This is a genomic window from Actinopolymorpha pittospori, from assembly GCF_014873875.1.
GTDB classification, from domain to species: domain Bacteria; phylum Actinomycetota; class Actinomycetes; order Propionibacteriales; family Actinopolymorphaceae; genus Actinopolymorpha; species Actinopolymorpha pittospori.
Genome location: NZ_JADBEM010000001.1, coordinates 6,940,545 through 6,966,964, shown reverse-complemented (window position 1 = coordinate 6,966,964; position 26,420 = coordinate 6,940,545). Strand labels below are relative to the sequence as shown.

The 26,420-nt window shown below is 66.8% G+C and carries 23 protein-coding genes and 2 pseudogenes; 13 read left to right on the top strand and 12 right to left on the bottom strand.

What is annotated here, in order from left to right:
• Positions 1–182: 182 nt before the first annotated feature.
• Genes HEB94_RS32485 through arfA form a run of 4 tightly spaced genes read right to left on the bottom strand, consistent with a single transcriptional unit; the run spans position 183 to position 4,896 of the window.
• Entirely contained in the window at positions 183–1,097 is a 915-nt protein-coding gene (locus HEB94_RS32485; RefSeq protein ID WP_192753390.1) for a carbohydrate ABC transporter permease, read from the bottom strand.
• Positions 1,094–1,993, bottom strand: a complete 900-nt coding sequence (locus HEB94_RS32480; RefSeq protein ID WP_337918088.1) for a carbohydrate ABC transporter permease — start codon at positions 1,991–1,993, stop codon at positions 1,094–1,096. The genes HEB94_RS32485 and HEB94_RS32480 overlap by 4 nt, the downstream gene beginning before the upstream one ends.
• 28 nt (positions 1,994–2,021) lie before the next feature.
• Positions 2,022–3,356 carry an ABC transporter substrate-binding protein gene (locus tag HEB94_RS32475; RefSeq protein WP_192753389.1) on the bottom strand — a complete coding sequence of 445 codons (1,335 nt, stop codon included), beginning with the start codon at positions 3,354–3,356 and terminating at the stop codon, positions 2,022–2,024.
• Positions 3,357–3,375: 19 nt separating this feature from the next.
• Entirely contained in the window at positions 3,376–4,896 is a 1,521-nt protein-coding gene (gene arfA, locus HEB94_RS32470; RefSeq protein ID WP_192753388.1) for an arabinosylfuranosidase ArfA, read from the bottom strand.
• 978 nt (positions 4,897–5,874) lie between these two features.
• Between arfA and HEB94_RS32465 the strand changes: the two genes are divergently transcribed.
• From HEB94_RS32465 to HEB94_RS32450, 4 genes are all read left to right on the top strand, one after another.
• Complete coding sequence (locus tag HEB94_RS32465; RefSeq protein WP_202896684.1) at positions 5,875–6,891, top strand: LacI family DNA-binding transcriptional regulator; 1,017 nt, start codon at positions 5,875–5,877, stop codon at positions 6,889–6,891.
• Between the two features lie 97 nt (positions 6,892–6,988).
• Positions 6,989–9,223, top strand: coding sequence for a hypothetical protein (locus tag HEB94_RS32460; RefSeq protein ID WP_192753387.1), 2,235 nt, complete (start codon positions 6,989–6,991; stop codon positions 9,221–9,223).
• A 512-nt stretch (positions 9,224–9,735) separates the two neighbouring features.
• Positions 9,736–11,481, top strand: coding sequence for a helix-turn-helix domain-containing protein (locus HEB94_RS32455; protein ID WP_192748203.1), 1,746 nt, complete (start codon positions 9,736–9,738; stop codon positions 11,479–11,481).
• A gap of 174 nt (positions 11,482–11,655) precedes the next feature.
• Positions 11,656–12,195, top strand: a complete 540-nt coding sequence (locus tag HEB94_RS32450) for a transposase (RefSeq protein ID WP_238361698.1) — start codon at positions 11,656–11,658, stop codon at positions 12,193–12,195.
• Positions 12,196–12,344: 149 nt separating this feature from the next.
• On the opposite strand, the pseudogene HEB94_RS32445 reads toward HEB94_RS32450, so the two are convergent.
• Positions 12,345–13,570: pseudogene (locus tag HEB94_RS32445) on the bottom strand (IS3 family transposase); the annotation flags it as partial.
• A gap of 55 nt (positions 13,571–13,625) precedes the next feature.
• On the opposite strand from HEB94_RS32445, the pseudogene HEB94_RS32440 reads away from it, so the two are divergent.
• A pseudogene (locus HEB94_RS32440) lies at positions 13,626–14,570 on the top strand (transposase); the annotation flags it as partial.
• Between the two features lie 22 nt (positions 14,571–14,592).
• On the opposite strand, the gene HEB94_RS32435 reads toward HEB94_RS32440, so the two are convergent.
• From HEB94_RS32435 to HEB94_RS32420, 4 genes are all read right to left on the bottom strand, one after another.
• Positions 14,593–15,459 (bottom strand): IS5 family transposase, encoded by an 867-nt coding sequence (locus HEB94_RS32435; protein WP_337918570.1) that lies wholly within the window; start codon positions 15,457–15,459, stop codon positions 14,593–14,595.
• Between the two features lie 278 nt (positions 15,460–15,737).
• Positions 15,738–17,153 carry an IS1380 family transposase gene (locus tag HEB94_RS32430; RefSeq protein WP_192749648.1) on the bottom strand — a complete coding sequence of 472 codons (1,416 nt, stop codon included), beginning with the start codon at positions 17,151–17,153 and terminating at the stop codon, positions 15,738–15,740.
• 392 nt (positions 17,154–17,545) lie between these two features.
• A complete protein-coding gene (locus tag HEB94_RS32425) occupies positions 17,546–18,826 on the bottom strand; it encodes an IS701 family transposase (RefSeq protein ID WP_192756202.1) in 1,281 nt (426 codons plus the stop codon).
• A 134-nt stretch (positions 18,827–18,960) separates the two neighbouring features.
• Positions 18,961–19,323: a DUF3846 domain-containing protein gene (locus tag HEB94_RS32420; RefSeq protein ID WP_202896682.1), complete on the bottom strand. Its 363-nt coding sequence runs from the start codon at positions 19,321–19,323 to the stop codon at positions 18,961–18,963.
• Between the two features lie 248 nt (positions 19,324–19,571).
• On the opposite strand from HEB94_RS32420, the gene HEB94_RS32415 reads away from it, so the two are divergent.
• The 7 genes from HEB94_RS32415 to HEB94_RS32395 all read left to right on the top strand — a co-directional run bounded on the left by HEB94_RS32415 (position 19,572) and on the right by HEB94_RS32395 (position 24,336).
• Positions 19,572–20,675, top strand: a complete 1,104-nt coding sequence (locus HEB94_RS32415; RefSeq protein WP_192753385.1) for an AAA family ATPase — start codon at positions 19,572–19,574, stop codon at positions 20,673–20,675.
• A complete protein-coding gene (locus HEB94_RS32410; protein WP_192753384.1) occupies positions 20,672–21,925 on the top strand; it encodes a vWA domain-containing protein in 1,254 nt (417 codons plus the stop codon). Before HEB94_RS32415 ends, HEB94_RS32410 begins: the two co-directional genes overlap by 4 nt.
• Positions 21,926–22,025: 100 nt before the next feature.
• Positions 22,026–22,208, top strand: a complete 183-nt coding sequence (locus HEB94_RS32405; RefSeq protein ID WP_192753383.1) for a hypothetical protein — start codon at positions 22,026–22,028, stop codon at positions 22,206–22,208.
• Entirely contained in the window at positions 22,205–22,651 is a 447-nt protein-coding gene (locus HEB94_RS49655; protein ID WP_202896681.1) for a hypothetical protein, read from the top strand. The genes HEB94_RS32405 and HEB94_RS49655 overlap by 4 nt, the downstream gene beginning before the upstream one ends.
• A 38-nt stretch (positions 22,652–22,689) precedes the next feature.
• The gene (locus HEB94_RS49650; protein ID WP_202896680.1) at positions 22,690–23,061 is read left to right on the top strand and encodes a hypothetical protein; all 372 of its coding nucleotides are present in this window, start codon (positions 22,690–22,692) and stop codon (positions 23,059–23,061) included.
• The gene (locus HEB94_RS49645) at positions 23,058–23,366 is read left to right on the top strand and encodes a hypothetical protein (RefSeq protein ID WP_202896679.1); all 309 of its coding nucleotides are present in this window, start codon (positions 23,058–23,060) and stop codon (positions 23,364–23,366) included. The genes HEB94_RS49650 and HEB94_RS49645 overlap by 4 nt, the downstream gene beginning before the upstream one ends.
• 373 nt (positions 23,367–23,739) lie before the next feature.
• Positions 23,740–24,336, top strand: a complete 597-nt coding sequence (locus HEB94_RS32395) for a transposase (RefSeq protein WP_192753382.1) — start codon at positions 23,740–23,742, stop codon at positions 24,334–24,336.
• Positions 24,337–24,778: 442 nt separating this feature from the next.
• On the opposite strand, the gene HEB94_RS32390 is transcribed toward HEB94_RS32395, so the two are convergent.
• Positions 24,779–25,114 (bottom strand): SRPBCC domain-containing protein, encoded by a 336-nt coding sequence (locus HEB94_RS32390; RefSeq protein ID WP_192753381.1) that lies wholly within the window; start codon positions 25,112–25,114, stop codon positions 24,779–24,781.
• 126 nt (positions 25,115–25,240) lie between these two features.
• On the bottom strand, positions 25,241–25,693 hold the full coding sequence (locus HEB94_RS32385) for a GNAT family N-acetyltransferase (protein ID WP_192753380.1): 453 nt from the start codon (positions 25,691–25,693) through the stop codon (positions 25,241–25,243).
• Positions 25,694–25,802: 109 nt separating this feature from the next.
• On the opposite strand from HEB94_RS32385, the gene HEB94_RS32380 reads away from it, so the two are divergent.
• The gene (locus HEB94_RS32380; protein ID WP_192753379.1) at positions 25,803–26,189 is read left to right on the top strand and encodes a VOC family protein; all 387 of its coding nucleotides are present in this window, start codon (positions 25,803–25,805) and stop codon (positions 26,187–26,189) included.
• A gap of 22 nt (positions 26,190–26,211) precedes the next feature.
• On the opposite strand, the gene HEB94_RS32375 is transcribed toward HEB94_RS32380, so the two are convergent.
• Complete coding sequence (locus HEB94_RS32375; protein ID WP_192753378.1) at positions 26,212–26,370, bottom strand: hypothetical protein; 159 nt, start codon at positions 26,368–26,370, stop codon at positions 26,212–26,214.
• Between the last annotated feature and the right edge of the window lie 50 nt (positions 26,371–26,420).

Below are 26,420 nucleotides of genomic sequence, written 5' to 3'. Positions count from 1 at the left end.
GCTCTGGGGGCGTGCATCCCTCTCCTCCTGTGGATCCGCTACAGCCGCAAGCCGCCACGCACCCGTACGGGGGAAGCTCACCTGGGCCCTGCTTGCCATCATCGCGACGGCGACGCCCGTCTTCTCGCCGCTGTTCTTCTAGGCCGGGCCCGCCTTGCGCGTCCGGGTCTCTGATTAGGCGGTCAGCCCTTTAGGCCGCTGTTGGCGACGCCCTCGATCACGTAGCGCTGCACCACGACGTACAAGATCAACACCGGGACGGCGGCCACGGTCGCCCCAGCCATCACCACGGGGTAGTCGGTGGTGTACGCCCCTTGGAGGGTGGCGAGGCCGGGTGCCAGTGTCATCTTGTTCGGACTGAAGAGCACGAACACCGGCCAGACGAAGTCGTTCCATGCGCCGAGGAAGCTCAGGACCGCAAGCGTCACGAGTCCTGGCTTCGAGAGCGGTAGCACGATCCGGGTGTAAATCGTCCACGAGTTCGCGCCGTCGATCAGGGCACTCTCCTCCAGCTCGCGAGGGATCGACAGGAAGAACTGGCGGAGGAAGAAGACGCCGAAGGCGCCGGCCGCACCCGGCACCACCAGTGCCCAGTAGCTGTCCAGCCAGCCGAGCTTGCTCATCGTCAGGTAATTCGGCATGAAGAAGATGAAGCCGGGGACGAAGAGCGTGGCGATCAGTACGCCGAAGAGTAGGTTCCGGCCGGCGAAGCGCATCCGGGCCAATGCGTACGCCGCCGCCGATGCCACCGCCACGGTGAGCAGCATGTGCAGCACTGAGACCACCAGCGAGTTGAATAGCCAGGTGTAGACCGGGTTCGCGGCGTCGCCGAAGATTACCCTGTACGCCCGCAGCGTCCATTCGCTGGGCATGACCCGGATCGGGATCGAGCGGGCGTCAGACTCGGTCTTGAACGTGGTGAGCAGCATCCACAGCAGCGGCAGCACAAAGATCAACGAGATTACCGTCATCGCGACGTAGGTCAGCGGCCCCACCCTGGTCCGGGAGTAGCCCCGCCAGCGGCGGGCTCGCCCGCCGGGCTCGGCGGACGGGTCGGCACCGGATCGACTGCTGTTGATCGACTTGGTCGTCGTCATGACGGTTTGCGCTCCCGCATGATCAGGAAGTTGGCGATGGAGATGATCGTCAGGGCGAGCGCCAGCACGTAGCTCATTGCCGCGGCGGTGCCCATACGGAAGCCGCGCAGGCCCTCGTTGGTCATCGCCATAATCGCCGTCGTGGTGCTGTCGCCCGGGCCTCCCCTCGTCAAGATGTACGGCTGTCCGAACAGGTTCGCGCTGGCAAGAATGGTTGTCGTCACCACGAATAGGAAGATGTTACGGAGGCCCGGCATGGTGACGAAGCGGAACCTCGCCCACCGGCCTGCACCATCCAGCTCCGCCGCCTCGTACAGCTCTCCGGGCAGGCTCTGCAACCCAGCCAGGAAGATCACCGCGTTGAAGCCGATCGTCCACCAGATCGTCGTGATCACGATCGTGATCCAGGCCTGCGGCTGGGTGGTAAGCCAGGCGACCTTCGGCAGCCCGACCCCGCTCAGGATGCCGTTGATCATCCCGACCTCGGGGTCGAAGAGGTAGCCGAAGAGCAGGCCCACCACCGCAACCCCGAGCACGAACGGCGTGAACACGACCGCGCGGAAGAAGGTGCGCCCGGCAAACTTCTGGTTGAGCAGCAGCGACAACCCGAGCGGGATCATGACCAGGAACGGCACGCTGATCAGCACGAACAGGAAGGTGTTCTTCATACCGTTCCAGAACGGATGGAAGATCACCGAGCTGGAGTCGAGCAGATCGAGGTAGTTCTGCAACCCCACCCATGGCTTGGCCGACAGCATGAAGTCCCAGTTGTGCAGGCTCATCCAGATGCCGAAGACCGCGGGACCCACCAAGAAGGCCAACAGCAGCACCACGTACGGCGCGACGAACAGATAGGGCGTCAGTGGATGGTGGTGCCGCAACGCGGTCTGGTTCACGGTCGCGGCTCCCGATCGCGGCGGCTGCTCATCCGCCGTACTTCTTCTTGTTCGCCGTCAGGATCTGGTCGCCCTTCTGGGCCGCGTCCTGCAGCGCCTGCGCGATCGGCTTCTGCCCGGTCACCGCTAGGCTGACTCCCTTGCTCCACTCGGGGTCGGTGTCGCTGGAGCCCGGCACGTTGGGCGGGAAATGCGCCCAGTCGATCATCTTTTCGAATTGCTTCACCTCGGTGTACTGGGCGAACTCGGGCGACTCGCGGACGGACTTGCGTGCCGGCACCATGCCGGCCTCGGCCCAGCCGACGGAGTTCTTGCTCATCCAGTTGACGAAGACGCGCGCGGCGGTCGCCTTGTCCTTGTCTTGTTTGGTCTGCCGGGGCAGCGTAAAGCAGTGCGAACCCGCCCAGGTCTGTTGCTGCGGGCCGAACAGCGGGATCGGTGCACAGCCCCAGTCCAGGCCCTTGGCCTCCTTGCACGGGGTGACCATCCAGGGTCCGACGATCATGAAGGCGGCCTTGTTGTTGCTGAAGGAGACCCAGTCACCGTCGGCGGCAGCGTTCCTCGGCGAGTAGCCGTCGTCGATCAGGCTCTTGAAGTAAGTGAGCGAGTCGATCGCCGGCTGATCGGCGAAGCCGGTCTTGGTGCCGTCGTCGCTGATCATGTAGCCGTCGTTCTGGAAGATCATCGACTGTGCGACCAGGCCGCCGATGCTCAGCGCGCTCACCCAGTAGCCCTTGACGCCCTTGGACTTGCACTTGTCCAGGACCGCCATGAACTCGTCCTTGGTGGTCGGCGGCTTGGTCGGGTCGGCGCCGACCTGGCTCAGCACCTTCTTGTTGTAGTAGAGGCCCGCCGGGTGGATGTCCAGCGGGATGGCGTACTGCTGGTCCTTGTAGAAGGTCGCCTTCCAGACGAGTTCGGCGTAGTCGGCGGCGGTGAGTCCGAGACCCTTGACCACGTCGTCGATCGGCTGAACTACCTGGCGGGCGGCGTTGGTGGCGATGTCGGCGGTGTGCATCAGGCAGATGTCGGGGGCACGGCTGCTCTGCACCGCGGCCGGCAGCTTCTGGAACAGGTCGGCCCAGGCGATCGACGTGGTGGTGATCTTGATCTTGGGGTGGGCGTCCATGAACTTGGCTGCCAGCTTCTTCATCACCGGGCCATCGCCGCCGGTGAGGCCATTCCAGTACTGCAGCTCGACGGGGGGGCCGTCGTAGCCCTCGGCACCGCCCTTGCCGGTTGTGGGCGCCTGACCCGGGCCGTGGCTGCCGCCACAGGCGGACAATGTAAGTCCGGCGCCGACAGCGGCGGCGGCGCCGAGCAGGGTCCGGCGGCCGAAACGCACCGGATCAGAAGGGATCATCGGTTGGTCCTTTCGAAGATCAGCGGCTGGCGAGTCGAATACAGTGCCACGAAGCTGGCGGCAGGGTGACGGTCACGTGGTCGTCGGCGAGGGTGGAGACGCCGGCCAGGGGGACGACCCGGTCGGGGACGTCCTCGGAATTGACGGCGTTGTGGTCCTCGTCGCCGATGACGAGATGCTCGACTAGGCGGAGCTCGCCGAAGGAGCCCAGCCGTACGGTCCAGGAGGCGGGGTCGGTCAGCGACCGGTTGGCGGCGAAGACTGTCAGCTCGCCGGACTGCGCATCGTGCGTTGCGACCGCCCACACCTGCTCGACCGGGCCGTAGGCAGGAGTGTCGACCTGCCCGTGATCACCGGCGAGCGTCAAGACAGTGCCTCGGGCGTATTTGGCAGTCAGAGCGAACGGGTGGAAGATCGTCTGCCGCCACGCGGCTCCGCCCGGGATGGTCAGGATCGGCGCAATCGCGTTCACCAGCTGCGCCTGGCAGGCCACCCCGACCCGGTCCGTGTGGCGCAGCAGGGTGATCAACAACGACCCGACCACGACCGCGTCGAGCGCGGTATAGACGTCCTGGATCAGCGCGGGTGCCTCGGACGCCTCGGTGTGTTCCACCTTGTTCTCGGCGTGCCGGTTCTCGGCGTGCCGGGCGGCGAACCAGATGTTCCACTCGTCGAAGGAGATGTTGATCCGCTTCGACGAGTGCCGCTTGGCGGCCACGTGATCGGCCGTCGCGACCACGTCGCGGATGTAGCGATCCATGTGCGCCGAGGCCGCCACGAAGGACACCTCGTCGCCGCCGACCGGCTCGTAGTAGACGTGCGCCGAGATCAGGTCGACGTCATCGAAGCAGTGTTCGAGAACGATGCGCTCCCACTCCCCGAAGGTCGGCATCGTCGTGTTCGAGGAGCCGCAGGCGACCAGCTGCAGATCCGGGTCGAAAGCCTTGAACGCGTGAGCGACCTCCTGCGCGAGCCGTGCGTACTCCACCGGCGTCTTGTGGCCGATCTGCCACGGACCGTCCATCTCGTTGCCCAGACACCACAGACGTACCCCCCACGGCTTGGCATGCCCGTTGCTCACGCGCTGATCGGCGTACCGGGTGCCAGGGTTGCCGTTGACGTACTCGAGGTAGTCGACCGCCTCCGCCAGGCCGCGGTTGCCGAGGTTGACCGCGAGCATCGGTTCCAGGCCGACGCGGGCACACCAAGCGAGGAAGTCATCGGTACCGACTTGGTTGGTCTCGACGGAACGCCAGGCGAGGTCGAGCACCCGCGGTCGCGACTCGCGCAGCCCGACGCCATCCTCCCAGCGGTAGTTCGACACGAAGTTGCCGCCCGGGTAGCGGACGACGGTCGCACCGAGTTCACGGACCAGGGCGGCGACATCGCCGCGGAAGCCATCCTCGTCGGCTGAGGGGTGCGTGGGCTCGTAGATGCCGGTGTAGACACACCGGCCGAGGTGCTCGACGAAGGTACCGAACAGCCAGGGATTAACCGGTCCGACAGAGAAGGCCGGATCGATCGTCGAGGTCACAGTCACCGATGACTCCTGACGCGAATTCAACGATGGAATTGAGGTGCCGGAAGTTTGCTACGGGCGCAATCCCGCTGTCAACGACTGTGCAGCAGGAATATCCAGTCATCATGCTGCACGGCAAGGCATGGCAGTCATTTTGGCCGGCGGCGCCGAGCTTGCCGGTGTCTCCGTCCGGACGGTCTCGAACGCGATCAACGCGCGGCCCGCGACCAGCGCCCGCGGGTCCAGGTTGCGATCGCATCGCTCGGCTACCCGGGCGAATCTCTACGCACGCCAGCCAAGTAGTACGGCCAGGCCGTCTCCTCGTGTTCGCGTGGCAAGCACGGCAAGGATGGTCCATCGGTGCCACGAGGTCCGGAGGCGGACCTCCGACCAGAGCCTTGACCCGAGTATTGCCGGCCGACGTGGTGGTCCGCTGGTCGCAATCCACCGTCCGGACCGTAACCGGTGCGGGGTTCCTGCAAGGCGATCCGCAGCTTGGAGTCGGCGCTGTCCGTGGATGGCCCGCTGTCGCGATTCGGGGTCTGGGATAGGTGGGAAGTCATCGGCACAAGCAGAAGGGGCTGCCGGCGAGGTCCAGCATGACTCGGATGTGTCCCCGGCTGGTGTTCCGCGCCGCCTGCCTGGAGTGCCTACGCGACCACCTCGTCCAGGGTCATCTACGCCTATGTCGAGTGCGTCGTCGCGTTCTGGCCGCCGGACTTGCTCGGCCAGACAGGCTGCTCGTGCTCCTGGTCGACTCAATGTTGATGCCGAGCAGGGTCCGGTCCGGTCTTGCCTTCGGGCGGGTGGATCTGGACGCAGCCACCACCCGCACCCAAGGCCTGTCGTTCACGAAGAAGCACCACGACCCCCGCCCACAGAGGCGCCGTGGTCTTGCTGCTGCAGAAGCCAAGCGCTTACTCTTTCAACGCTAGAAAGAGCGCGGTCCGGGGGAAGGGGCAATATGTTCCTGCCAGCTCCGAGCTATGGGGAAGGGCGATGATGCCGACTGCGCGCCTCAAGGACGTCGCGGCAATTGCCGGCGTCTCGATCAAGACGGTGTCGAACGTGGTCCACGATCGGCCCTGCGTGCGGCCCGCGACCAGGGATCGCGTGCGTGCGGCGATCGCCGAGCTCGGTTACCGGCCGAACGCGAGCGCGCGGCGGCTCGTAACGGGCCGCACCGGGATGATCGCGTTGGCACTGCCCGAAATCAACGTGCCGTACTTCGCGGAGCTGTCCCGTCACCTTGCGGACCTGGCGGCGGCGCGCGGCTACCGGGTGCTTTTCGAGCAGACTATTACCGGTGTCGACGTCGAACGCACCGTCGTGTCCGGGGTCGAGGCTGGCCTCGTCGACGGAGTCTTGTACCACCCGGTCGCGCTTACCACGAGGGAGGTCGCCGAGCTGCGTCAGCACCTGCCGTTCGTTCTAGTCGGCGAGGGCGCCGCGCCGTTGGGCATGGACCATGTCATGATCGACAACGTCGCTGCGGCGCGGGATGCGGTTCGGCACTTGCTCCGTCTGGGCCGCACGCGGATCGCCTTCCTAGGGCATGAGACACGGTCGCCGACGAATACGACGAGGCGCCGGCTAATGGGCTACCAGCTTGCGCTCGAGGAGAACGGCATCGCGCCGGACTCGGACCTCGTGCTCGCCATTGACTCGTTCGGCCCGGACGAGGGGCAGCGCGTGATAAGCGGCGCAATCGAGGGGGGCATGGACTTCGACGGCTTGCTATGCCGTGACGACATACTTGCCTTCGGCGCCATGAGCGCCCTCCATGCGCACGGTGTACGCATACCCGACGACGTCGCGGTGGTCGGCTGGGATGACATTGCCGTCTCCGCGTACACCGAACCGACGCTGACCACCATCTCACCGGACAAGCACGAGATCGCGACTCTTGCGCTCGACATGCTGATTGAACGGATCGAGGGGCATCACGGACCGGGACGCCATCGGCTCGCCTCGTACCGGCTCCGCGTCCGCGCCAGCGCACCGGATGACCACTGAGCGCCTTGTTCTTTTCTAACGCTAGAACTACCCCTACACTGCGGGGCGCGGCGTCCCCCATCCGTCAGGTGACATCCGATCCGTCAGGTGGCAGACAATGACCTCTCAACGTGCTCACGAGCTTTCACGACGTGGCTTCCTCGCACTCAGCACCGCGACCGGGGTGGCTACCTTCGCCGACCCGCAGGCGGCCGCGGCCAGCTCGCGGCCCACCGTGCAAGCGGCCGACCTCGTCGTCGAGGAGGAGGCCGTGTCCGGCGGCTACGGCGTCGTCATCCGTGACGGGCGCGGCGGGACCGTACTGGCCCGGCAGAGTGCGCCCGCACAGATCCTGGCCAAGGTCGGCGACGCGCCGGTCGACACCGCGGCGGGCTACCGATCGGCAACCCGGCGCGGAGCTGGGCTCGTTGCGAGCGGCGTGGTCACCACGGCGGCCGGAAGCGTCTACCGCTTCGACGATGCCTGGACCGTCACCGGCGGTGCTGTCCTGCTCGACCGAACGGTCACCGTGCAGAAGGCCGTGGCGACCCTGGAGATGGGGTTCAACTCGCGCCTGGCGATCGGCATGCCAGACACATCGGAGCTCGACGACGTCGACCTGTTCCTGCCGGGCGTCCGCTACGGCGACGCGACAGGCTTGCCATCCGGCGCGATCGGAAGCGATCCCACCGACGGCTATTTGTACGTGCGCGAGATGCGACTGGCGTTGCCGTTCGTTGTGGCTCGCGACCGTACGACCGGAGCAACCATCGCACTGAGCCATGACGGGGCGCGACCCGCAACGGACAACGGCGAGTTCATCGACGAGCGGACCAACACATGGTGGATCAACGAGTCGATCCAGTACGCCGCACTGGGCGCACATCGTGCGCCGCGGGCCGAACTCGCGTTCACCTATCCGGCACTCGAGGGCGAGAAAAGCTATCTCGGCAGCCCGTGGGCCAGGCGCAGCCACCCGGTACGCGCGGGGTTCTCCCACCGGTACCGGGCCCGATTCACCTTCGGTTCGTATGCTGATCTGCCGGCGGCGGCCGCCGCGACATGGCGGGACCACTGGGATCGGTTCGCACCCGCCGCCGGCCCGTCGCCCGCGACCGCAGTCTTCGCCGCCGGAGTCTCGCTGCTCGGACGGCTCACCAAGCGCTACAACGGGTTCCCAGGACTGCCCTTCCGCTGCAGACTACCGAGCGGCGAGGCTGACGCGGTCAGCTACGTTATGGGATTCATTGGTCAGCAGGCTCCGGCGGGCTACCAGATGCTTCGTGCCGGCCTCATGCGTGGCGATGCAGAGCTCGCCGCGACGGGTCGTTCCGTCATCGACTTTTGGGTGCAGGAGTCCGGGCTTCCCAACGGCCTCCCAAAGCTGTGGATAGACGGTGACAAGCCGAACTGGCGCGAGTGGTACCCGGCGTACATCCGGGTCGCCTCCGACGGGATGGACGGCGTGCTCGACGCCGCCCGGCTGATGCGGCGTCGCGGTAAACCTGTGGCCGCATGGGAGGCGTACCTCAAGCGGTTCGGTGACTTCCTGGTCGGTCACCAGAACGACGACGGCTCGTTCTACCGCGCATACAACTGGAACGGCACCGTCAACAGTGACGCAAAGTCCAACACCTCACATCCGGTGCGCCTACTCGTGAACCTTACGTTGTTGACGAAGAACGAGCGCTACCTCGACGCCGCAGTGCGCGCGGGCAGGTACTACTACGAGACCACCCATGGCACCTTCCACTACCAGGGCGGCACCGCGGACAACCCGAACGTCCTCGACAAGGAGGGCGGCGGTATGGCGATGCACGCCTACCTCGCTCTGCACGACGCCACGGGAGAGGAACGGTGGCTCGATGCTGCCCGCCAGGCCGCCGACTACACCGAGACCTGGCTGATCGGCTGGGGCTGGCAAATGGACACGCCGCGTCGAGCCTATCGGGACCACGGCCCACTCGGACTCAGTCTGATCGCGAGCGGTCACTCAGGCATCGACAATTGGATTAGTTACGAGAGCGCGAACTTCTACCGGCTATACCTGTTCACCGGCGACGCGCACTACCGCGACGTGGCAAGGTTCCTCCTCAGCACAAGCTTCCGCACCACGCAGTACGTCGGCAACAACGTCGGCTACGCGGTCAACGGGCTTGTCGAGGAGGCGGTGGGACTCGCCGATCTCGTAGTGTCCGGCACCGGCGTCTGGCTGCCCTGGTGCACCGTCGCACAGCTTGAGCCGTTGGCTCGACTCGAGGACATCTTCGGCAGTATGGATATCACGGCCATCGAGCGGCTGCCGCTCGCCGAACGCAAGCGGCGTAACCGCGAGGCCGGTCAGATCCTCTGAAGGCCCTGCGGGTGCGGCTGCCTGCCGCGCACTCGGACGCTCACTCCTGGGGCGGTCCCGGGCGGATCAGCAGACTCGCGCAATGGGCCCGGACGCAGCTGCACCGTGGAAGAGAACCGATGACCTCGTCCCGATCCAAAAGGTACTACCTGTGTTCCGAACCGCCGACAACGAGTCATCACTCCACGGCCAGGGGCTTAGCGCCGATTCTCGTGTCTAGCGGTGGCGCGTCGGTGGCTCCAGGATGTTGGGCGGCTCCGGGCTGCTTTCGCCTATGGGCATGTGATTGTGATGGTCGTTGCGCCCGAAGCGGGTGATCGGTCAGGGTCGATCTGACTGCCTGTTGTGGCGGATTTCGGATTGTCGTCCGACCCGGATGTGATGAGCGAGCACGATCTCACTTGGAGTACGACGGCGGGAGAGACGCAGCGATGGCTGCCGTTGCGCTCTGTCGCCGCCAGTGATCGGCGTGTCATGTTGACCGCGATCGTGTCGCTTGCTGTAGTTGAATCGTGGAACAAGCAGCGATATCCACCCCAGAAGCGGCCCGTCGGGGCAGTGAGTACTTCGCCGCCCCAGCAGCGGCGAACCAGCGTCGTTACGAGGCACTGCGCGCGTACCTGTTCGAGGGAGTCTCAGCGGCGGAGGCGGCGACCCGCTTCGGCTACACCCTGACGACGCTGCAGTCGCTGGTGCGGGACTTCCGGGCCGGACGCTGCGAGTTCTTCCAGAGCTCGCGTCCGGGCCCGAAGACGGCCCCGGCCAAGGAAGCGGCCCGCACCAGGATCATCGAGCTGCGCCGGTTGGGCCACTCGGCCCACGAGATCGCTGCCGCGCTCGCCGAGGAGGACACTCCGCTCAACCGCACCGGGGTCGCCGAAGTCCTGGCCGAGGAAGGGTTCCCACGCTTGTGGCCCCGTCCGCACGCCGAGCGCGGCCTACCCCGACGCGAATCCCAGCCCCGCACCAAGGTGATCGACTTCGCCGTCCTGCCCGCCCACGCCGACACCCGGATGGCCGGGCTACTGCTGACCATCCCCGATCTGGTGGCACTGGACCTGCCCGGCCTGGTGCGGGCCGCGGGCTATCCCGGCACGTCTGTGATCCCGGCGATCAGCTCGATCCTGTCGCTGCTGGCGATCAAACTCACCACCACCCGCCGCGTCTCCCACATCGACGACATCGCCACCGACCCCGGTGCGGCGTTGTTCGCCGGGCTGACCAGCCTGCCCAAGGCCACCGCGCTGACCACCTACTCCTACCGGCTCGACCACACCCGGCAACAACGATTCCTTGCCGCACTGGACAAAGCCAGCCTCGCCGCAGGGCTCGCGCACGGCGAGGCGATCAACCTCGACTTCCACGCCGTCATGCACTGGGGCGCCGACCCCGCGTTGGAAAAACACTACGTGCCCAGACGTTCGCAACGCACCCGCTCAGTGTTGACCTTCTTCGCCGAAGACGCGGCCACCCACACCCTGCTCTACGCCAACGCCGACCTCGCCAAAGCCAACCAGAACAACGAAATCCTCGCCTTCGCCGACCACTGGCGCACAACCTCCGGAGCGGACCCGAAACTGTTGATCTTCGATTCCAAGGTCACCACCCAGGCCCAGCTCGCCGACCTCGACGCCCGCGGCATCGCCTTCATCACCCTGCGCGCCCGCACCCCGAAACTCACCGAACACCTACATGCCTTGCCCGCCAAGGACTGGACACCACTCACCATCGCCCGAGCGGGCGGGAAAACCCGCCGTGTCCGCGTGATCGAAGACCCCGCCGCCACACTCTCGGCCTACCCCAGCACGCTACGCCAACTCGCCATCACCGGACTCGGGCACGACGAACCCACCATCCTGATCACCAACAATCGCACCACCCCGACCAAACACGTGATCGAGGCCTACGCCAGGCGGATGAACATCGAACAACGCCTCGCCGAAGCCATCCGCTCCTTCGGCCTGGACGCCCTCGCCGGCGCGGTCCCCCTCAACATCGACCTCGACGTCGTGCTCTCCGTACTCGCCCACACCATCTGCGCCGCGCTCCGCCGACGCCTCCCCGGCTACGCCACCGCCACACCCGACACCCTGCAACGCCGATTCCTCTCCACCGGCGGCACAATCGAAAACCGCGATAACGAAACCATCGTCCGCCTCGACCGACGCGCCTACTCACCCGTCCTCCGCCACGCCGACCTCCCCACCACCGAAGTCCCCTGGTGGGGCGGACGACACCTCCGCTACGAATACGAGTGATCAAACTGGGGTTGAATCCGCTGCGCGAGAATCAGCGTTAGCTTGTCGTTTAACCTCCCGAGTCCTGCTCGGGGTGCGGGTCTGACCTTGTTCGGCGTGTCGTTGTGGTGATGGAACGGCCATCGCCTGATGCTCTTCGGGTTCCGACCAAAGAACGTCCGAAGGTGGCAAGCGATGGCCGCGCAGATCAGTGTGCCTCATGTACCGTGTCCAGGCGAGCGGGACACCAACACTGTTGTGGATCTTTCCCGGTTCCGGGTCGTGTTCTATGACTGTTTGACCGCGCGTGCGGATGCCTTGTTCGAGCTGGCCGACGCCGTGTTGTGTGAGCAGGGACCGGTGAACACGCTGGTCGAGTTGTGCCTTGCTGCACAGCACCGGCGCGGGCATGGCGCGCTGTATGACGGGTTGAATGCCGGACGGATCGACATCACCAGGCTGAGCTACTCGCTGAGTGGGCTGCCGCTTCCCCGTGACCGGGATGGGCGGATCGTGCTGGCCGTCGATGTCAGTAACTGGCTACGCCCGGACGCCGACACCAGTGCGGAACGACTGTTCTGCCACACCTACGGCCGCGGCAAGAACCAGGCACAGATGATCCCGGGCTGGCCGTACTCCTTCGTCGCAGTGTTGGAGAGCGGACCCAGCTCCTGGACACAGATCCTCGATGTGGTGCGGCTTGTCAAGCCCCGGGTTTCGTGGAGACTGATTTAGCTGGTTCCTGCCGCGGCCAAGACCGGGTTGGTCTGGGCGTATGATGCCGTGCCGGCATCGGTCTGGGACGCTTTGGTGGCGTCGTGGTGGTGGCCATGCTGGGCGTCGGGCTGCTCGTCGTGGTCGTCAGGGTCGGTGGCCTGACGGGCCCAGTAGGCGGCCTCGTACTCGGCGGGCGGGACGTGCCCGAGCTCGCCGTGCAGGCGTCGTTGGTTGTACCAGTCGGCCCACTCCGCGACCGCGATCTCAAGGTCGTCGATCCCGCGCCACGGTCCCTTCCGCCGACGCGCTGGACCGCGGACGAGCTCGGCCTTGAACAGCGAGTTCAGCGCCTCGGCCATGGCATTGTCGTAGCTGTCTCCTCTACTTCCAACCGACGCGACCGCGTCGGCCTCCTCCAGCCGCTGGGTGTAGCGCAACGCGCGGTATTGCACGCCTCTGTCGCTGTGATGGACCAGGCCGGCCACGTCCTGACTGGCGTGTTCACGCCGCCAGATACCCATCTGCAGTGCATCCAGTGCGAGCTCGGTATACAGGCTGATCGACACCTGCCACCCGAGGATCATGCGGGAGTAGACGTCGAGCACGAAGGCCACATAGACCCACCCGTCCGCGGTGCGCACATAGGTCAGATCGGCCACCCACAACTGGTTCGGACGTGACGCGGTGAAGTCGCGTTTGACCAGGTCACAGGGTCGCTCGGTCTCAGCGGCCGGCTTGGTGGTCCGGGGGTGCTTGTCCCGGGTGACGCCACGGACACCTTCGGCGCGCATCAGCCGTTCGACCGTGCACTTGGCCACCTGATGGCCCTGACGGCGCATCTCGTGCCACACCTTCCTCGCGCCGTAGACCTCCAGGTTCTTCACATGCACCTCCTTGATCTGCTCGACCAGGATCTGGTCACGGACAGACCGAGGCGACGGCGGCCGGGACTTGTGGGCGTAGTAGGTCGACGGCGCGATCTCAGCAGGCGTTCCCTTCAACGCCGTCAGGACCGGTTGGACGCCACCGTGCTCCGCTTCCACGGAGTCCACGAACTCGACCTTCAACGCCGTGTCTATCGACTCGGACGGTCCAACTCCGCCGCGAAGAAAGACACCGCCGACTTCAGAATCGAGTTCGCCCGGCGCAGCTCACGGTTCTCCCGCTCCAGCTCCGCGATCTTGGCCGCGTCCGATGTCGTCGTCCCCGGCGCCACCCCAGCGTCAACCTCAACCTGCTTCACCCACGTCCGCAACGCTTCCGGATGCACCCCGAGTTGGTCCGCGATCCGCTTCACCGCGCCCATCCGAGACCCCGGATCCTGCCGAGCCTCCACCGCCAACCGCGTGGCCCGCTCCCTCAACTCATCCGGGTACTTACGCTGCGCTGCCATCGTCCTCGTTCCTCCAGGTTTCGATGTCTCCATCTAACCCGGGGCGAGACACCTTGGACCTACCGACGATGAAACCGAGGCCACCGCACGCCAGGTCCGTGACGTCGTCACCCGGCTCGTGCAAGCCAGACAGTGGCAGCCCGATGATCCGCACATTCTCATCATGTTCGACGCCGGCTACGACGTGACGCGTTTGGCTTATCTGCTGGACGACCTGCCCGTGCAGCTGGTGGGCCGGCTGCGCTCAGACCGCGTACTGCGACACCCGAAACCACCACGCACACCAGGCGCTGGCGGCCGCCCACCCAAACACGGACCCGAGTTCTCACTGCCCGACCCCGACACCTGGACGCCCCCCGATGTGGCAACAGCCAACGAAACACCCCGGTATGGCACCGCAACCGCGAGCTGCTGGAACCGGCTACACCCGCGGCTCACCCGCCGCGCGGCCTGGACCGGCCACGAAGGCGAACTCCCGGTCATCGAGGGCAGCTTGATCCGGTTGTCCGTCGACCATCTGCCCGGCGAGCGTGACCCGAAACCGCTGTGGCTATGGACATCAGCCACCAACCTGAGCGCTGAAACCGTTGACCGAGCCTGGCGGGCATTCCTGCGCCGATTCGATCTCGAACACACCTTCCGCATGCTCAAACAAACCCTCGGCTGGACCAAACCGAAGATCCGCGACCCCGAAGCGGCCGACCGCTGGACCTGGCTCATCGTCGTCGCCTACACCCAGCTACGACTTGCCCGCGATCTCACTGACCACATCCGTCGCCCCTGGGAACCCCGCCAACAAGCAGGCCGCCCGCTCACACCGGCACAAGTACACCGCGGCTATCGGAACATCCACCGGAAACTACCCGTCCCCGCCCGCGCACCAAAACCCAGCCGGCCAGGCCCAGGACGCCCACCAGGCCGCAAAAACCGCCAACAAGCACCACGCCACAACGTCGGCAAACACACCAACCAACCTCATGACGAAAGGACCAGAGGTTAAACGACAAGCTTAGAGCCTGTTCTTAAACCGGTTTGGCGAGGCGTCGGCTGGTGATGCGGATCATGGTCCAGCGGACCATGGCTTCGTGGTGTTGGGGTAGGCGTTCGTAGTCGCGTGCGCAGCGGCGGTGTCGGCTGATCCAGCCCAGGGTTCGTTCTACGACCCACCGTCTGGGCAGGACAACGAACCCTGTGACATCGTCGTTTCGTTTCACGATCTGCAGTCCCAGGCCGAGGTGGTCTTTGGTCCAGGACAGGAGTTTGCCGGCGTAGCCGCCATCAGCCCAGACCAGCTTGATCCGCTGGCAACAGGCCGCCAGTTGGTGCAGCAGGGCAGGTGCTGCGTCGCGGTCCTGGACCGACGCCGGGGTCACAATCACGCACAGCAGTAGGCCGAGGCTGTCCACGGCGATGTGTCGTTTCCGTCCGTTGATCTTCTTGCCCGCGTCATAGCCTCTGCTGGGCTTGGCAACGGTCTCGGCCGCCTTCACCGAGGCCGAGTCGATGACCGCGGCTGAGGGCGCGGCGGTGCGGCCCTGGCGCAGCCGTACCCGGTCACGCAGACAGTCCAACACGTTCTGGGTCATGCCAGCGGCTTCCCAGGCAGCGAAGTAGTTGTACACCGTCGACCACGGAGGAAAGTCCGACGGCATCGCACGCCACTTGATGCCGTTGTCCACCACGTAGAAGATCGCGTCCACGATCGCGCGGCGACAATGAACCTCCCGGCGACCGCCCTTCCCGGCCAACGAGCCAGGATCGGGCAGCAACCCATCGATCACCGCCCACTGCCCATCAGTCGTATCCGAGGGATACCGTCGACGACGACCTGATGCCTGCTGATGGAACGACGCCAGACGGCAACACGGGGTACCTGAGGGCGCGGACACCGCGACCGCACGGCAAGATAGCAACCGGACTCCTGGTAGATCTGCGACTCGACACCGCTCGATCTACCAGGAGTTCCTCTCTCACCAGCCACAACACGCCGACAAAGATCACTCAGCGGTTCAGGAACAGGCTCTTAGCCTGGATCCGTGGACCGGGTGGGTTGGTGATCTTGGTTGTGGGTTTGGTGGTGTGGGCTGCGGCTGGGCAGGTCGGGCTCGCTGGTCTGCCCAGCTTTCCTTTGGTTTCTGGTCGGGCCTTGACGGCGGGTGGGCAGGTTTCAGGCGAGGCGTGGTGGCCCGGTCGCAGGGCGGAACACGTTGTTCCACAGGGTTTTCCAGTGTTGGGCCCAGGGCCAGTGCTCGGGCAGGTGCAGGACGGGCCGGCGCTGAGGGCGGGCGATCCTGGCGGGGACGGTGACGATGTGACGGCGAAGCGTCGCGCCGCGGGCGAGGGCGTGGCGGGGGCTGGTGAGGGTTCCGGCGGCGCGGAGCAGGTTGTGGCAGATGGCGGCGCAGATCGCCCACGCGCTGTTCGCGGCGAACCGGCCTGAGGGCAGGTGCGCCAACGGCCCGTCGATCAGGTCAGCGAACACCGTTTCGATGATCGCGTGCCGGCGGTGGGTGATGTCAGCATCGGCGGTGGGTTCGGTGTTGTTGGTGAAGAACGGGTGATGACGCCATACCGGGAACAGCTCCTCCTCGCCGGCCTGGTCGCGGGCGCGGTCACGGACCCTGCGCACGACCAGTCGGGCGGTGACCGGGTGCTTGGTGGAGGTGAACGCGGTGAACTCCACCTCCGCGACCTCAGCATCCGAAATCAACTCACCGGTATCGTCATCGACGACAGCACCGGGGTAGTGCACCGGTGTCCAGGCGTCTTCGGCGATGCTGGCGATCGCGGCGGTGACGGCCGGGTTCTTGGTGAGCACCACCGAGAACCGCACGCCTGCCTTCACACACGCGCCGACCACGGCGTGGTTGCCATACGCCGAATCGCCCCTCACCAGGATCTGCCCGCTGGCGCCGGCGGCGCGGGCGGTGGCGATCGCCTCGGCCACCATGCTCGCCGCGCCTTTGCCGGAGCCGGCCCGTCCGGCGCGCAGCCGGATCCCGGCCACCACCGGCGCCCCCTGGATCGTGCTGATCGTGGTCGCCAGCGGCGACAGGCCCCGGCGCAACACCTGCCGGCCGCCGATCTTGGTGTGCCCGAAACTCCCGCCCTGCTTGGCGTGCCCATACACCGGGCGCAACAACGAGTCGATATCGATGAACACCCGATCCTCGATACCCGGCAACAACCCGCTGGCCTGGACAAGGTTGACCAGATGGGCCCGCGCGACCGAGGCCAACTGCTGGGTGTGGCCATGGGTGAACTCCCGCAGAAACTGACCCAACGTCGCCGGCGCATACACCCCACCAAACAGCCGACGCATCCCACCCGACCGGATCACATCCAGATCATCGATACAGTCCGCGCCCGCGGCCATCCCCGCGATGATCGAGGCCAGCTTGCCCGCCGGGTTGGCCGCCGCCGAAGCCACCGTCGTCGCCGTGATCGCGACCCGTTCGCCCACCAGCTCCGACAGGCCCGCCCGCTCCGCCAGCGCCATCACCGGCACCAGCCCCGCGCACGACACCAGATTCTGCTCATCGAAGACCGGCGTGGCTCGCGACCACCCATACGGTAGTTTCACTGTCAGTGCCTTTTGGATCGGGTTGGATCAGGACTTCGACACTCCAGATTCTCCCGATCCAGAAGGCACTTCCTCTGCTACCACGCCGAAGGACCACTCACCCGGTCCACGGATCCAGGCTTAGGTCGCGGATGGGGTCTCGATCGCGGCGGTGATTGCCGATCCCGGAACTACAACCACAGCGGCCGATTTAGGTGCCCGGACAAACAAACATCGTCCACCGGCGGAAGGGGAGGCGTCCTAGTCACCGCGCCAGCTGGCATGGGGTGCCCACCTACAGTTGGGGTCCGCATGGTCGCCACCCGCACCTGGGGGGGAGGGTGCCGGACCGGTGGATTCTTGACCCGGCACCCCTGAGGTATTAGACGAACTCGGCCCTTGCTGCCCTAGTACTACAGCCGTAATTCGTAATCTTGGTTTCGTCGTCGGTAGTGGCAGAGTCGGGCGTGGTGTTGGTGGTGGCGGCGGAATCGGCTCCATCGGATGGTGTGGGTTAGGGGGTGGCTTGGGTGGGTGATGGTGGCTCTGAGGTGCCGGATCTCGTTGCAGGTTAGGGGAACCATTGCTCTGCTGGGGTCGGGATGGCTGTCTGGGCCTGCTTGGACGGCGAGGAAGGCGTGGGCGAGCATGGCCAGGGTGGTCCAGCGGTGCCAGGAGGTCCAGGTACGGACTTGGTGCTCGTCCAGTGCGGCACACCCTTTGCCGACTTGGATGTTCTCCTCGATACGCCAGCGAGTTCCAGCGACCGTGGCCAGTCTTGCCAGGCTGACGTCGGTGGTGGCATGGCACAGGAAGTAGGCCTGTTCGCCGGTGGCCGGATGGCGGCGGACCAGCAGCCACCGGTAGCCAGCTCGGCTGAGGTTTGCCAGACGGGTGAGGGCCCAGTGGTAGAGCCGTTCGCCTTTGCTGCCTTTGCCGGCCGAGGCCAGGTGCCAGTCGGTTGCCGGTAACTGCGCGGCGAACTCATCGGCTCGCATTCTGCCGGTGCCTGTGCCGGTGCTCGTGTCTGCTGGAGTGGGGATCTGGGTGTCGCATGAGACTGCCATGACGTAGTTCAGGTGTCGTTCCTCGAAGGCTTGTCGCAGTCGGGGATTGTCGCCGTAGGCCTCATCGGCGCTGACCCACCCGGGCAGGATGCCGGCGGCCAACGCCCGGTCGGTCATGGCCAGCGCCAGTTGCGGTTTGGTCTGAAACTCCACATCTTCAGGCACGCCGGCCTCCGCCAGCCGGCCCGGATCGGTTGTCCAGGACTGGGGCAGGTACAGGCCGACGTCGATGAACGCGTGCCCGCGCGGGCTGGCCAGGGTGGCGAACACCGCGACCTGGCAGTTCTCGATCCGACCACACGTGCCTGAGTACTGCCGCTGCACCCCCACCGTGTGGCTGCCCTTCTTCTGATCCCCTGTCTCATCGAACACCAGCACCACCCGATCCGGATCCACGCCGTCGGTCAGGTTCGCCGCCACGTACTCGGCCAACTCACTTCGCACCGCCGCGTCGTCCCAGACCGCACGGCCGAGCAGATACTGGATCCGATCCGGGCTGCGGTGCCCGGCATGCTCAGCCAGCGTCCAGCAGTTAGCCCTGGGCAGGCCCGCAAGCAGACCGTCGACCACGTCCCGCGCCGTCCGAGCGGTCTCCGGCCGGACAAAGCACGACCCAACCCGACGCATCAGCGCGTCCAACTCCCGCTCCCACCCAGCGACATCTACGCTGAGAGCAGCGGCCGCCGCCTCAATGTCTATCGTCTTCACAAACGCAGACAATGTCGCGGCGGCCGCGCGCTGTCACAGCAACACGCCGAGCATCAAAACTCCGCCGACCAGCCGAGATCACGAATTACGGCTGTAGTACTAGCGAGGCTTAGCAGCAAGGTGACCTGACGGTCCTCCAGCGATAGCGTCTCGCCCTCGCTGTCGGCCCCGCCGGTGAAGACGACCGGGCCGAAGTAGGGCTGGTGTGTGGCTCCGAAGGCACCGGCGATGGCGGTCGCCACGATGTTGACCGGCAGGCCTTCGGCGATGCCGTTGTCGTTGACCCACATGTCCACTGTCGGGTGCAGGGAGACGACATCAACGAAGCCGCCCACCGCCCTCTGCAGCGGTTTCAGCGTGCCGTTGGTGGTGTCCCACTCGACCGCCTGGGCGTTGCCCTCGACGTCGATCGTCACGGCGTGAAATGGGTTGATAGTCATGGCCCCTCCTCGGGGTCCAGTCGGCTGGTCAGGCCGCGATTGGTTGGTGTCTTCGACGCTATCGGCTCCCACGGACAACGCACAGCACGAAAACCCCGGGACAGGCGGCATGGGGTGCCTGTCCCGGGGTTTTCGTGCTGCGCGTTGCCGGTGCTTGGTGGCAGGGTGGGGCTCACCAACCACGGCGGACTGACCATCCGCCCGACCTCCGATGGGAGATCGTCATGAGCGACCTCGCCACCACCGTCACGGTGATTGACGCCTGCGGCCGTGTGGCCGTCCCGGTACTGCTGCTATCTGACCCCGGCATGGGCAAGTCCAGCCTCGTGCGCGGCATCGCCGCCGCCGAGGGTGTGCCGTGCGAGACCGTCCTCGGCTCGATACGCGAACCTGCCGACGTGGCGGGCCTGCCCGTGGTTACCGACCACGGCGTCACTCTTTCCCCGCCTGCATGGGCGCAGCGACTGGCCGAGGCGGCGGCCGGCTACCTGTTCCTGGACGAACTGACCACCTGCCCGCCCGCTGTGCAGGCCGCGATGTTGGCCGTCGCACTCGACCGGGTGGTCGGTGACCTGGCCCTGCCGCCCGCCGTCCGCGTCGTCGCTGGCGCTAACCCGCCCGACCGTGCCGCTGACGGCTGGGAGATGAGCCCTCCGCTGGCGAACCGCTTCTGCCACATCACGTTTCAGCCCAGCGTGGACGACTGGCTCGACGGTATGACCGTGGGCTGGTCGGCTCCGCCCGCGTCCCGGGCGATCACGGCAGACCCCACCCGCGCCGAGGCGGTCAAGGCGCTGGTTACCGGCTTCATCCGGCACAAGCCCGAGCACTTGCACACCTTCCCCCGGACCGCAGAGGGCACCGGCGGGCCGTGGCCCTCGCGCCGCGTGTGGGCCATGCTCGCTGCTGCCCTTGCCAATGTCCGCGACAACGACGCGGCCGCGCGGCAGGCAATCACCTTCGGGCTGGTCGGTGAGGGCGTGTGCGTGGAGTTCCTCACGTGGTGTGAGCGGGTCGACCTGCCCGACCCCGCCGCTGTCGTCGACGACCCGTCCCTCGTGGACTGGACCGACCGGCCCGACCGGGTGTGGGCCGTGTTGTCGGCCGTGGTCGGCTGGGCTGCCAGTGCCGGGACCGCCGAGGCTTGGCGCAAGGCGTGGGGACCGCTGCTCGCTGCCGCCGAGGCCGGTGCCCCCGACGTTTTGGCTGCTGCGGCTCGACCGCTGGCGCAGTGCCGTCCGGCCAGCGCCCGCGTCCCTGCCACCGTGCGCGCCCGGTTCGCGCCCGTCCTCGCTGCTGCTCGGCTTTCCGGGGCCGGTGCGGCATGAGCGGGCAGACCAGGGCGCTGACTGTCGAGGAGCGCGAGGCCTTCCGGCTCGGCCGCCTCGTCGCGGCCGAGCGTGCCCCGTACTTCATGCACGCGTTGTTCGCTGTGGCCCCTGTCTCTGCGCCGGGGCTGGGCACTTTCGCGGTGGATGGGGCGTGGAGGCTCTACATGGATCCCGGTCTCCTGGTCGGGCCGGGCCGCTGGGACAGCCCCACTGTCGCTGCGGTGCTGCTGCACGAGGTCGGTCATCTGCTGCGTGACCACGCCGGTCGGGCCGAGGCGCTGCCCACTCCGAGGCATCAGCTCGCGTGGAATCTCGCCGGGGACGCCGAGATCAACGACGACCTGCTCGGGGCTGGTGTCCCGCTGCCTGAGGGCGTGGTGACGCCCGCCGCGCTCGGCTGTGATGACGGAGACCTTGCGGAGACCTACTACGCGAGGCTCGTCCCTCCGGATGGTGCCGTCCCGGCGCTGCCTGACGATGGGTCGTGCGGGTGTGGGTCCGGGTCGGGGTGCCCGCCTGTGCCTGGCGAACTTCCGGCCGGTGTCGGGCTGGGGGACGGCAGCGCCGAGCCTGTCAGCCCTGCTGAGGCGGACTTTGTGCGCCGTCGTGTCGCCCATGAGGTATGGGCTGTCGAGCAGGCCAAGGGTCGCGGCAGCGTTCCTGGCGGGCTGACCCGTTGGGCCGCAGCGGTCCTTGCGCCCCCGACAGTGCCGTGGGACCGGCTGCTGCGTGCCGCCGTACGTCGTGCTGTGGCCGATCGTGCTGGTCGCGTGGACTACACCTACAGCCGCCCCTCCCGTCGCCGCCTTCCGCGCATCGTCAAGCCCGCCTTGCGGGCCCCTTCGGTGGTTGTCTCCATCGTCTTGGACACCTCCGGGTCGATGAGTCAGGCCGATCTCGATGCCGCGATGAGCGAAGTGACCGGTGTCCTGCGGTCCTCTGGGGTGGCCCGCGAGCGTGTGCGGCTGCTGTCTTGCGACGCCGCCGCCACGACGGCCCAGCGGGTCCGCTCGGCCACGTCGGTACGCCTGAGTGGGGGAGGGGGCACCGACATGCGCGTCGGCATCGCCGCCGCCGAGCAGGCCGTCCCCGCTCCGCACGTGGTGATCGTCCTGACTGACGGCGATACCCCGTGGCCGGACACCCCTACCCGTAGCCGTCTTGTCTGCGCGGTGATCAGCCACCGTGCGCCGTATGGAACCCCGTCGTGGGCGAGCACGGTTCACATCACCCCTCGTGCCGCCTGAACGTAGGCGGGGGGCACCGGCTTGTCTGTGTCCCCGCCTACGGTCTGTGCCACCACCGCATGAGGGCCTGACCAGCCCACGCCGCAAGGAGATTCGCTCCATGAGCATCCACGATCCCGCCCTGATCGAGTACGCCTCCCGACTACTCCTCGGCACCGACGTGACACCCGCTACAGCCGTTGACGTGGCTTGCGGCCGGGAGGCTGCTCCCGGCCCCGTCGCCGGCGCCCTGCGCGATGGCTGGACGGCCGGTACCGCCGAGCCGAGCGGGGAACCACGATGACCGCCGAATGGTTCGACCTGGGCCAGCGGCTACGCGCCGCGACCACGCGCCAGCTGGTGCCCCGGCTCCTGCACGCCCCGATCAGCACTGCCTCACGCCCGGTCGCCTGCCGCGCCCGCCTGTCCGGCGGACATGTCACCGTCACTGTCGCGGCTGCCGGGCAGCCGCAGGCCACTGCCACCGGCCCGGATGCGCTCGATCTGCTGGGGTCGGTCGGTGTCACCCTCGCCGCGACGTCCCCGGCAACGCTGGTCACTGATGACCCGGCCACCCTCGGCCTGCTGTACCGCCTTGCGCTGATCGCCACCGCCGACAGCGAGCAAGACACCGTGGCGGCACACATCGCATGGTGGCGTGACCGCGCCGACTTCCCCGGAGGCCGCGCCGTCGTGGACACCTCCGCTGCCTGCCGCGCCCGCTGGGTGCTGGAACCGCCCCGGTAGCCGAGCACCAGCCCACGACGTGGCGACAGTGGCTGGACGTGCCCGACGACTCCGCCTCCGGCCTGCTCACCCTGCACGAGCGCCTCACCGACGGGCCGCCCCTACAGTGGCTCGACACACTGGCCGAGGACGACATGTGGGCCTACGGCGCGGCTCAGAGCGAGCACAGCGACGGGCTGGACTGGCGACGCCCCGACAGCACCAGCCGCGCCGCTCTCGGCCTGCGCTCCCGGTGCGACGCCGCTGACCTGTACGCCGCCGCGCTGCTGACAGACCCCTTGCACCGTTGCCGTGCCGTCCACACCGGCCATGTCGTGACCGGCACCGCGCGCCCGCTTGGCGACAAGCTCAAGCGCATCGAGGTCACCTGCCTCGGCTGGACTCCCGGCTCCGCCCCGGCAGCGACGTGACCGGCTGGGTCGGAGCGCCCGACACGAGCGCCCCGGCGTTCTCCGCGTCGGTGTCCGCCGCCACCGTGCATGGCGGGCACCTGCTGCTCACCCTCACCGCTGCCACCGGCCACAGGCCCGAGGACGGACAGCCCGTCACCCTCGTCCCGGCCGCACCCTCACCGCACCGCCAGCGTGCCGGACGCAAGACCTACCGAGCCCTCTACAGCGCCCGCCGATCATGGCTGACGACCGGGCGGACCCCAACCCTCACCCGCCGCCCAGTGCCGCTCGACGTGCTGGTCGCTGGTGCCGAGCCGTCCTGACCAGACGGCGGTGGTCCCCGGGGTTGTCGGTGTCCCCGCCTAGGGTCTGTGTCACCACCGCATGAGGGCCTGACCAGCCCACGACAAGGAGAACACCGTGCGCACGATCCCCGCGCTTACTGCGACGAGCACCCCCACACCCGAGGCTGCGTCGACGCTGCCCGCCCCGGTGCCGACACCCCGTCACCCTGCCGCTGCGATCATGGATGACCCGGCGACAGCCGGGGTCTTGCACTCGGCGTGGTCCGGCGAGACCCTGCGGCCGGCACGGTCACGGCAGTGGCGTAGAAGCGGTCGTGTCTGCACCACCCTGGGCCTGGACCGCAAAACCGTGCAACGGTTCGCTCGTGCTACCAGCCTCGACGAGCTTCTGGTGAAGGCGACCGCCCGTGCCAGCAAGCTCGATCCGTTCAAGCCCTACCTGCACCAGCGGTGGAACCAAGGCTGCACCGACATCCCCACCCTGCACGCGGAATTGCAAGCCCAAGGCTGGTCGGGCAGCGTGCAGGCCGTCCGCCGCTACTTCCGGCCGTTCCGCCACCTCGCCGTCGCGCCGCCAACAACACCCGCAATACCGAAACCCCGCGAGATCACCCGCTGGATCCTCACCCACCCCGACCATCTCGACACCGACGCCCACACCAAACTCGACGAAGCACGCTCGCACTGCCCCGAGCTGAAGATGACCGCGACGCACGTGTCGACTTTCGCCGAGATGATGGCCCATCTCAACGGTGACAAAGACCGGCTGGAGGCCTGGATGAGCAGCGTCGACGCCGACGATCTCCCGCACCTACACTCCTTCACCACCGGCCTTCGACGCGACGTTCAAGCCGTCATCAACGGGCTCACCACACGCTTCAACTCCGGACCAGTTGAAGGCATCGTCAACAAAATCAAATACCTCAAACGGCAAATGTTCGGCCGCGCGAACTTCGACCTACTCAGAAAACGAGTACTCCTCGCATGACACTCCAGCACAATAACCGACCGTAGCCAATCACGGAATTTGGGCCAGAGCCGGCGTTTCCCCACCCTTGAAACTCAAGTAGCTTCCCACCCTCACGTGGTGCGGAGCCCGCGAGACTGCTCGTAACCCGGGCTCACGTTGTCCACGGCGTACGCCGCAACCACCGAAGCGTCAGCTCCAGCGACCCGAAGCCCGCCGCACTCCGGGACCTGCGACACAGCTCCCGACGACGACAGGCACCCAGGTCATCAGACCCCAGCCGGCCGGCGAAGAAGGCCGGGCGTCGGCACTTGCTGCCTCACTCCAGTCATCCGTCACCCTCGCCGCCCGCGGCACGGTCGTCGTCCCCATGAGGAGCCTGCTGATCGGCAGGGTGGGGAAGGTCGTGATCGAGGAATCCCCAATTCTGGGGGAACTATTTGATCGTCGACGCCGGGGGTCCTCAGATGTTGGCGAGGTATTTGGCGAGCTTGTCGATTTCTTCGCTGAAACCGGCGCGGGTGTTGGCGATCCCGTATTCGAACACGCCCCAGGTGAATCCGACTTGTGTGAAGTGCATCCTGGTTTTGTTCTCAGCCAGGTCGGTCAAGGTGATGGTGACGACTGATTCTTCGGGGAGTGGCTCGCTGCTCTGCCAGGCCCAGACGAGGCGCTCTGGTTCGACGACTTCGCGATAGCTGCCTGCGGTGGGTGTTTGTTCGCCGGTGGCTCTGTTCGAGTCTGGTACCGACGTCGAGTCGAGCCGTAACCGAGCAGCCCCGGCGGCTGGACGAAGCATGGAGGCTCGTCGACGTCGACCTGGGGCGCCCGGCGCTGCTCGGCGAGCCACCGCGAAGGCGTCCTGAGCATGTGAATCGCGCTCTGGAGGCTACCGTGCCGTCACGGACGCTCCGGGGTGTCGATGTCATTGCAGCTCGGGACGCAGATCAACGGTGAACGTCGGGTAGTCCGGCTGAGGACAGGCGAGTCCTGTGTACCCAAGCTTGGCGTAGAAGGGCGCCGCCCGAGTTTCGTGAGCCTGCCACTCAACGTAGCGGGCACGACCTCTCGCCCACTCCATGGCCGCGTTCAGGAGTTGGGTCCCTGCGCCGTGCCCGCGCTCGGATTCACTCACGATCAAGTCGTGCATCCGGACAGTCCGATGGAAGTCGCCATGCCTGAGGTGTGATCCGTAGTCCTGCGCGGCGACGTACCCGACGGCCCGCTCGTCGCGATAGGCGCCGATGATTGCCCAACTGTCGTCTTCGACGAGTCTGGCGAACAGATGCCGTGCCTTCGGCTCGGGGTCGCGAGGGGCAATCAGCGGTCGTAGATCGTCGTAGTCAGTCAGCCGGACGGGGCGGATCGTGAAGATCATGGGGCATCCTGACTCGTTCGAACAATGCTGACAACGGATTAGTACGCGCTGTCCGAGCGCCCGCCCGCGTACCGTTGAAGTCGAGCTCAGCGGTCAGTACGGTCTCCGCATGACGCGACCGCAGATGCAGGTGGGGACAGTCACCATCACGGCAGCGCCAGCACGCGCCCGGGAGTTGGCCGAGTTCTACGAGCGGCTCCTGGGTTGGCCCATCGTCGCGGAGGGGCCGAAGGGCGGGTGGGCCCAGCTGCGCCCGCCCGAGGGCGAGACCGGCCCGACGATCAACATCGAGTCCGATCGGGAGTACGAGCGGCCTGTCTGGCCGAGCACGGTCAGCGGACAGAACGCGACGATGCACCTCGACATAGGCGTGGACGACCTCGACGAGGCCGTCGCGTGGGCGCTCGAGGCGGGCGCGACTCTCGCGAACGAACAGTCGCAGGAGCATGTCCGGGTCATGCTCGACGCCCACGGGAACCCGTTCTGCTTGTGCTGACCCACGCTGCATCGTGGACGGTTCATCGTGCGTCGAAGCGGGCCAGCCATTGGTCGCGCCGCGCCACCTTGGCAGGGAGCGTGCTCTCCCAGTCGTTCGGATACGAGACTCCGAACGCATGCATCACGAGCGTGCCTGTGATCACGTTGTGAAGGCCGTGGGTGCGCATGACGCGTGTCATCAGTTCGAAGGTGTCGAGGTACCGTGCTGACGGTTTCCCGCCAGCGGATA

Bases quoted from the DNA above. Each gene is read 5' to 3' on its own strand.
- HEB94_RS32410 (WP_192753384.1), top strand. From the start codon at position 20,672: ATGAGCGGGCAGACCAGGGCGCTGACTGTCGAGGAGCGCGAGGCCTTC.
- HEB94_RS32475 (WP_192753389.1), bottom strand. From the start codon at position 3,356: ATGATCCCTTCTGATCCGGTGCGTTTCGGCCGCCGGACCCTGCTCGGC.
- HEB94_RS32485 (WP_192753390.1), bottom strand. From the start codon at position 1,097: ATGACGACGACCAAGTCGATCAACAGCAGTCGATCCGGTGCCGACCCG.
- HEB94_RS32450 (WP_238361698.1), top strand. From the start codon at position 11,656: ATGGCCGCGCAGATCAGTGTGCCTCATGTACCGTGTCCAGGCGAGCGG.
- HEB94_RS32405 (WP_192753383.1), top strand. From the start codon at position 22,026: ATGAGCATCCACGATCCCGCCCTGATCGAGTACGCCTCCCGACTACTC.
- HEB94_RS32465 (WP_202896684.1), top strand. From the start codon at position 5,875: ATGATGCCGACTGCGCGCCTCAAGGACGTCGCGGCAATTGCCGGCGTC.
- HEB94_RS49655 (WP_202896681.1), top strand. From the start codon at position 22,205: ATGACCGCCGAATGGTTCGACCTGGGCCAGCGGCTACGCGCCGCGACC.
- HEB94_RS32390 (WP_192753381.1), bottom strand. From the start codon at position 25,114: ATGCTTCGTCCAGCCGCCGGGGCTGCTCGGTTACGGCTCGACTCGACG.
- HEB94_RS32385 (WP_192753380.1), bottom strand. From the start codon at position 25,693: ATGATCTTCACGATCCGCCCCGTCCGGCTGACTGACTACGACGATCTA.
- HEB94_RS32460 (WP_192753387.1), top strand. From the start codon at position 6,989: ATGACCTCTCAACGTGCTCACGAGCTTTCACGACGTGGCTTCCTCGCA.
- HEB94_RS32375 (WP_192753378.1), bottom strand. From the start codon at position 26,370: ATGACACGCGTCATGCGCACCCACGGCCTTCACAACGTGATCACAGGC.
- HEB94_RS32425 (WP_192756202.1), bottom strand. From the start codon at position 18,826: ATGCGTCGGGTTGGGTCGTGCTTTGTCCGGCCGGAGACCGCTCGGACG.
- HEB94_RS32380 (WP_192753379.1), top strand. From the start codon at position 25,803: ATGACGCGACCGCAGATGCAGGTGGGGACAGTCACCATCACGGCAGCG.
- HEB94_RS32415 (WP_192753385.1), top strand. From the start codon at position 19,572: ATGAGCGACCTCGCCACCACCGTCACGGTGATTGACGCCTGCGGCCGT.